The organism is Streptomyces sp. NRRL B-24572 (assembly GCF_002156145.1).
Taxonomy (GTDB): domain Bacteria; phylum Actinomycetota; class Actinomycetes; order Streptomycetales; family Streptomycetaceae; genus Streptomyces; species Streptomyces vietnamensis.
The window spans coordinates 1-5,349 of record NZ_MWIG01000929.1 but is presented as its reverse complement, the minus strand read 5'-3'; the positions used below and the strand labels follow the sequence as shown (position 1 = coordinate 5,349).

The 5,349-nt window shown below is 75.2% G+C and carries 4 protein-coding genes; 1 reads left to right on the top strand and 3 read right to left on the bottom strand.

Annotated features, from left to right (window positions below; translation table 11 throughout):
- Positions 1-222: 222 nt before the first annotated feature.
- Both CCN56_RS38435 and xylB read right to left on the bottom strand, forming a co-directional pair.
- On the bottom strand, positions 223-1,383 hold the full coding sequence (locus CCN56_RS38435; RefSeq protein ID WP_086832284.1) for an ROK family transcriptional regulator: 1,161 nt from the start codon (positions 1,381-1,383) through the stop codon (positions 223-225).
- 73 nt (positions 1,384-1,456) lie between these two features.
- Positions 1,457-2,887: a xylulokinase gene (gene xylB / locus CCN56_RS38430; RefSeq protein ID WP_086832283.1), complete on the bottom strand. Its 1,431-nt coding sequence runs from the start codon at positions 2,885-2,887 to the stop codon at positions 1,457-1,459.
- A 96-nt stretch (positions 2,888-2,983) separates the two neighbouring features.
- Here xylB and xylA point away from each other — a divergent pair, with 96 nt between their 5' ends.
- Positions 2,984-4,156, top strand: a complete 1,173-nt coding sequence (gene xylA, locus CCN56_RS38425; protein ID WP_086832282.1) for a xylose isomerase — start codon at positions 2,984-2,986, stop codon at positions 4,154-4,156.
- Positions 4,157-4,713: 557 nt separating this feature from the next.
- Here the strand turns inward: xylA and CCN56_RS38415 are convergent.
- On the bottom strand, positions 4,714-5,349 hold a 636-nt coding region (locus CCN56_RS38415), incomplete at its 5' end, for an acetylxylan esterase (protein WP_143664782.1).

Sequence of the window (5,349 nt, the reverse complement as noted above, 5' to 3'; positions counted from 1 at the left end):
CCACCGCGCCCTGGACCGCCGCCGTGTTCCACGGCGGCGGTCCAGGGCGCGGTGGGCCGGGGTCGAGGGAGGTGTCGTCGCCGAGCCCTTCCAGCAGCAGGCCGGGGGCCGGGAACTGCCCCGGCGGTACGACGGCGAGTACGTCCACGTGCGGGTCACCGCCCCGGACGGGCACTCGAGGGTCGTGGTCGAGCACGACCACCGCGCGCACCGGGCTGCGGGTCACCCCGCCGGGAGCAGGGTGGGGTCCGCCATGATCCGACGGATCGTGGTCTGCGCGGCGCCGAGGACGGGTCCGCGCCGCCCCAGGGCGGACGGGCGCAGCGCCTCCGGGGGCCAGGGCCTGACCCTGACCCGGTCGGCCAGTTCGGCACGGACGGACGGCAGCAGCCACTCGGCCAGTTCGGCGTAGATGCCGCCGAGGACGAGTCCGTCCGGGTCGATGAGGTCGACGGCGGACGCGAGGGCGAGGCCCAGGGCGCGGCCCGCGCGGTCGAGCGCCGCCAGGGTCGGGGCGTGCCCGGCACCCGCCCGCTCAACCAGCAGGGCGACCGGGTCGTCCTGCCGGCCGTGCTGCGCGAGGCCGGCCTCGCGCAGCACGGCCGCCTGGCCCGCGTACTGCTCCAGGCAACCGCGCGCACCGCAGGCGCACCGGACTCCGTCCGGGTGGACGGGGATGTGGCCGAGTTCGCCGGCGAAGCCCCGGACGCCCCGGAACAACTGCCCGTCGATGACCAGGGCGGCTCCGATCCCGGCCTCCGCGGAGACGTGCACGAAGGTCTCCGCGGCCTGCTCGGCGTTCCAGTACTCGGCCAGGGCCCCGAGGTTGGCCTCGTTCTCCGGCTCGGGCACGGTGTCCTGGTCGGGCCAGTGGTCGGCGACGGCGACGGAGCGCCAGTCGAGGTTGGGCGCGTGCTCGACCCGTCCGACCGCTTCGTTCGGCACCACCCCGGGCACGGCCAGGACCCGGCCCTCGACGCGCAGCCCGAGGTCGCGTGCCTCGGCCTCCGCCTCGGCGGCCAGCGCGGCGATCTCCGCCAGCACCTGCCCTGCCGGCCGGCCGACGTTCGCCCGTTCCGCACGGCGCCACACCCGGGGTTCTCCGCGCAGGTCCACGACGCACGCGCCGAGGTGCATGACGCCGATCTCCAGGCCGAGGCCCGCGGGGCCCTCGTCGCTCACCGACAGCGCGCGCCCGGGGCGGCCGACCCGTCCGTCGGGCGCGGTCTCCGCCTCGGTCAGCGCCCCCCGCCCGATCAGTTCGTCGACCAGCGAGGAGACGGCCGCCCTGGTCAGGCCGACGCGTGCGGCGACGTCCGCGCGGGACAGCGGGCCGTGCGCGGCGACCGCGCCGAGGACCACCGAGAGGTTCCGCCGTCGCATGTCCTGTTGCGACGCGGGCCCGCTCCCCCGGCCGTTTCCCGCTCTGCCGACCACTGCCACGCGTACGCCCCTCTTACCGGTCCTCGGCCGGAGCTCCCTGCAAGACCCCGGCCCGACGCAGGGTATCGCCGATCCGTTCGAGCGCGTCCGTGTCCCGTGGCACGGGCTCGAGCACCGGGCCCTCGGCGGTGCGCCACCGGCGTGCCACCGCGTCGGCGGGCTCGCCGGTGAGCAGTGCGGCGGCCTGGGCGGCCGCGCCGAGCGCGACCAGTTCCTGCGCGTCGGGCACCCGGACGGCCCGGCCCGAGAGCCGCAGGACGGTCCGCTGCCAGGCGCGGCCGCGGGCGCCGCCGCCGATCAGCAGCAGCGGCTCGTCACCCGCCGGGTCCCCGCCGCCCGTGCGCAGGACGTCGTCCAGGGCGGTGAGCAGGGCGTGGGCGGCGCCGTCGTAGGCGGCTTGGAGCAGCTGCCCCGGTGTGGTGTCGTGACGCAGTCCGTGGACCAGTCCGGAGGCGCCCGGGAGATCCGGTGTGCGCTCGCCGTCCAGGTAGGGCAGCACCACCGCGGAACCGCCGTCCTCGACCTCCTCGCGCCCGCGTCCGAGGAGGGCGGCGAAGCGGTCGACGGCGAGGGTGCAGTTCAGCGTGCAGGCGAGCGGCAGCCAGCCGCCGAGGGCGTCGGCGAAGCCCGCGACCGTCCCGCTCGGGTCCACCGGCCGGGTCCTGCCGACGGCGTAGACCGTCCCGGAGGTGCCGAGGCTGAGCACAGGCTGCCCGGGCCGCAGGCCGAGGCCGAGGGCGGCGGCCATGTTGTCGCCGGTTCCGGCGGCCACCAGTGCCCCCTCGCGCAGCGCCGTCCCCGGGCGGACCGCGCCGGCCGGCGCGCCCGGCGCGAGGACCTGCGGCAGCAGGGCCGGGTCGAGGCCGATGCGTTCGAGGAGGTCCTTGTCGTAGCCGTCCGGCCCCCACCAGCCGGTGCCCGACGCGTCTCCGCGGTCGGTCACCGCCTCCCCGGTCAGCCGCTCGGTCAGGAAGTCGTGCGGGAGGCGGACGGCGGCGACGCGGTCGGCCGCGGCGGGCTCGTTGGCACGCAGCCAGGCCCATTTGGGGGCGGTGAAGGCGGCGGTCGGGAGGCTGCCGGTGCGGTGGACGATCTCCGCCGGGCCGAGCGCGGCCCTCAGCTCGGCGGCCTGGGGAGCGGACCGGACGTCGTTCCACAGCAGCGCGGGGCGGACCGGCGCTCCGGCCGCGTCGAGGGTGACCAGGCCGTGCTGCTGGCCGGCGATCGAGACGGCGGCCGCGCGCTCGGCCCAGCCCGTCCGCACGGCGGCCTCCTCGAACGCCCGCCACCACTGCTCGGGATCGCTCTCGCGGCCGGCTCCCTCGCTGACGGTGTGCGGGGCGCGTCCCTCTCCCAGGACCGCGCCCGTGTCGATGTCGACGGCGAGGGCCTTGGTGGACTGGGTCGAGCTGTCGACGCCGATCACGACACGCTGCTCGGTCATGCGTTCCTCCCCTGGGGGTTCCTTCTGACGTCCCCGCATACTAATTTGTTAAGTGCCATGACAAACACCCCCTCGACACGGATCCGGAGCCGCTCCATGTCCAGCAGCCCGCTCGTCCCCACCCCCGCGCACAAGTTCACCTTCGGCCTGTGGACCGTCGGCTGGCAGGGGCGCGACCCCTTCGGCGACGCGACCCGCCCCGCCCTCGACCCGGTCGAGACCGTGCAGCGGCTGGCCGAACTCGGTGCCTACGGCGTCACCTTCCACGACGACGACCTGATCCCCTTCGGCGCGGGCGACGCCACGCGCGAGGAGATGGTCAAGCGCTTCCGCGCCGCACTGGACGCCGCCGGCCTCAAGGTCCCGATGGCGACCACCAACCTGTTCACCCACCCCGTCTTCAAGGACGGCGCCTTCACCGCCAACGACCGCGACGTACGGCGCTACGCGCTGCGCAAGACGATCCGCAACATCGACCTGGCCGTGGAGCTCGGCGCCTCGGTCTACGTCGCCTGGGGCGGTCGCGAGGGCGCGGAGTCCGGCGCGGCCAAGGACGTGCGCACCGCCCTTGACCGGCTGAAGGAGGCCTTCGACCTGCTGGGCGAGTACGTCGAGGAGCAGGGCTACGACCTGCGGTTCGCGATCGAGCCCAAGCCCAACGAGCCGCGCGGCGACATCCTGCTGCCCACGGTCGGCCACGCCCTGGCGTTCATCAACGAGCTGGAGCGCCCCGACCGCGTCGGCGTCAACCCGGAGGTGGGGCACGAGCAGATGGCCGGGCTCAACTTCCCGCACGGCATCGCCCAGGCCCTGTGGCACGACAAGCTGTTCCACATCGACCTCAACGGCCAGTCCGGCATCAAGTACGACCAGGACCTGCGCTTCGGCGCGGGGGACCTCCGGCAGGCCTTCTGGCTGGTCGACCTCCTTGAGTCGGCCGGCTACGACGGCCCGCGCCACTTCGACTTCAAGCCGCCGCGCACCGAGGACTTCGACGGCGTCTGGGCCTCGGCGGCCGGCTGCATGCGCAACTACCTGCTGCTGGCCGAGCGCTCCCGCGCCTTCCGGTCCGACCCGGAGGTGCAGGCCGCGCTCGCCGCCTCCCGGCTTCCCGAGCTCGCCCTCCCCACCGCGGAGGACGGCCTGACCGGACTCCTTGCGGACCGCTCCGCCTTCGAGGAGTTCGACGTCGACGCCGCCGCCCGGCGTGGCATGGCCTTCGAGCAGCTGGACCAGCTGGCCCTCGAGCACCTCCTCGGCGCCCGCTGACCGAAGATCGCCCGCCTCGTCCCTCGGCGGTGAGAAAAGGGGCGGGACCCCGCGCGCCCATGCGGTGACGCGCGGGGCCCCGTGCCGGGGCCGGTTCAGGCCGGGAAGGACAGGTCCGCCTCGCGGGTGCCGACCGGGCCGCCTCGCGGGTGCCGACCGGGCCGACGTGCGGGGCGCCAGCCGGGCCGCCGGTCCGCAGCTGCCGGGGGTGCGGGCTGTCGGTGGTCACCCGGAGGCGGTCGCCGGCACTCGGTTCGACCACGTCGCCGTCCCGGCTCGCCTTCCCCTGGCCCTGTTCGGCGCCGGTCAGAGCGAACTCGGGACCGCGCCGCGCCGAACCGGCGTGGTGGATGGTGCGGACGTCGGCGACTTCGATGGCGTAGCGCGCGGTGACGCCCGGGCGCATCAGCCAGTAGCCGTGGTGAACCTCATCGGGCAGGTTCCTCCGTCCGCGCGCGGTGCGCGGTGGTAAGGCCCCGGTACCAGGGGGGCTGCCCTTGGGGGTTCGGGTCAGGGTTTCGCAGTCGGCGTGGATCAGGTCGGAGCGCCGCTCGCGCTCACAGCTGCGGCGTCAGTCCGCGCTCGTGCAGCCAGGCGAGCTGGACGGGCGGGTTGGCGCCGCAGCCGCCGTCGTGGTCGGCGAAGGGCCACACCGTCATGGTGCGGTCCTCGCCCGCGTAGTGGTTGAAGGCGGCGTAGACGGTGCGGGGCGGGCAGATCGGGTCCATCAGGGCGACGCTGAACAGCGCCGGGGCCGTGGCCCGCTGGGCGAAGTGCACGCCGTCGAAGTGGTCGAGGGTGTCGAAGGCCTGCTGCACGCGGTGGGGGCTGTGCCAACGCAGGTACTTGACGATCTCCTGGTACGGCCCCTCCAGGGCGGTCTGCGCGCCCTGCCGGAAGTGGCACAGGAACGGCACGTCCGGCATCGTCGCGGCCACGCGGTCCCCGCTGAGCCCGGCGACGGCGAGGGCCAGTCCGCCGCCCTGACTGCCGCCGGCCAGCACGATCCGGTCGCCGTCCAGACCGGGCAGTTGGGCGACGGCGTCCACGGCGCGCACGCAGTCGGTGATCAGCCGCCGGTAGTAGTGGTTCTCCGGGGAGTCGATGCCGCGGGTCATGAACCCTTCGACCCACTGGGTGCCGTCGCCCTCGCCCCGGTCCGGGGTGTCCCGGCCCTGGCCCCGGCTGTCGAC

What these genes read in the sequence shown, in the direction of transcription:
- xylB (WP_086832283.1), bottom strand. Translation starts at nt 2,887, where the DNA reads ATGACCGAGCAGCGTGTCGTGATCGGCGTCGACAGCTCGACCCAGTCC.
- xylA (WP_086832282.1), top strand. Translation starts at nt 2,984, where the DNA reads ATGTCCAGCAGCCCGCTCGTCCCCACCCCCGCGCACAAGTTCACCTTC.
- CCN56_RS38435 (WP_086832284.1), bottom strand. Translation starts at nt 1,383, where the DNA reads ATGCGACGGCGGAACCTCTCGGTGGTCCTCGGCGCGGTCGCCGCGCAC.